This is a genomic window from Chromohalobacter sp. 48-RD10, assembly GCF_029889785.1.
Taxonomy (GTDB): domain Bacteria; phylum Pseudomonadota; class Gammaproteobacteria; order Pseudomonadales; family Halomonadaceae; genus Chromohalobacter.
This window is the reverse complement of sequence record NZ_JARANX010000164.1, coordinates 1-1,033: the sequence shown is the minus strand read 5'-3', so window position 1 is coordinate 1,033 and position 1,033 is coordinate 1. Positions and strand designations below refer to the sequence as shown.

General features: G+C 63.7%; 2 protein-coding genes. Both read right to left on the bottom strand.

Going from position 1 to position 1,033, the window contains the following annotated elements; translation table 11 throughout:
- On the bottom strand, positions 1-442 hold a 442-nt coding region (locus OP496_RS17960; protein ID WP_280565311.1), incomplete at its 3' end, for a TRAP transporter large permease subunit.
- Positions 439-1,033 (bottom strand): TRAP transporter small permease (locus OP496_RS17955; RefSeq protein ID WP_280565308.1); only part of this gene is annotated, 595 nt, incomplete at its 5' end. The genes OP496_RS17955 and OP496_RS17960, both read right to left, overlap by 4 nt.

Below are 1,033 nucleotides of genomic sequence, written 5' to 3'. Positions count from 1 at the left end.
TGACCGCCACTGCGAAATGCGCGGGATAGCCTTCCCGTTTCATGGCCGGAATCAGCACCGTTCCCACGCCGGCACTATCCGCCGTCGAGGAGCCGGATACGCCGGCGAACAACATGCTGACCATGACGTTGACGTGGGCCAGGGCGCCCTTGAAATGTCCCACCAGATGCAGACACAGCGTGATCAGCCGGTCGGTGATGCGTGCGGCGTTCATGAGATTGCCGGCGAGCAGGAACAGGGGCACGGCCAGTAGCACGAACGAGTCCATGCCGTTGTACATGCGCTGAAACATGATCCAGGGCGTCAGGCGCGGGTCGAGCATGATCACGGCGAAAGAAGTGAGCACCAGCGACATGGCGATCGGCACGCCGGCGACGATCAATATGCCTAGCACGGCGAACAACAGCCAGGGTAGCAGGAACATCCAGTCCATCGGCATCATCGAGAAGACTCCTTGCCGCCGTTGCGATGCTCGGGGGCGCTGAGCGAATCGGTGGGCCTCTCGGTGGTATCGGCCAGGGCCTCATCGAGCTCGGAGGGCGTGTCCAGTGCCCGCTCCATGGCCGGCTGGCCATGCAGGGTCGCATGCAGGAGCCGTTGCGCGGCGAACAGGATGATCAGCGCGCCGCACACGCTGAACGTGACGTACACCGCGATCATCGGCAGCTTGGAGGCCGTGGCGCTGCGGCGAAGCCCGGAGAGCGCAAAGTCCTTGCCGTAATAGACGAATACGACGCCGACCGCGAGGCAGGCCAGGTCACGGATCAGGCGCGTCGCGCGGTCGAGCCGGGAGCCGCGGGGAAAGGCTTCGAGGACGAAGTGGTCGGCATGCAGCACGCCGATGGCGGTACCCAGCATGATCATCCACTGAAAGGCGAAGCGGCTGAATTCCTCGGTCCAGTACAGTCGCGGCAGCATGGGAAGGTTGCGGCTGACGATCTGATAGACGATGAACACGATGAAGGCCGCCAACAGCAACAGCAAGATAACGCCCAGCAGGCGCTCGAGCGCTCGGTTGAGCCGGGTGAGTCCG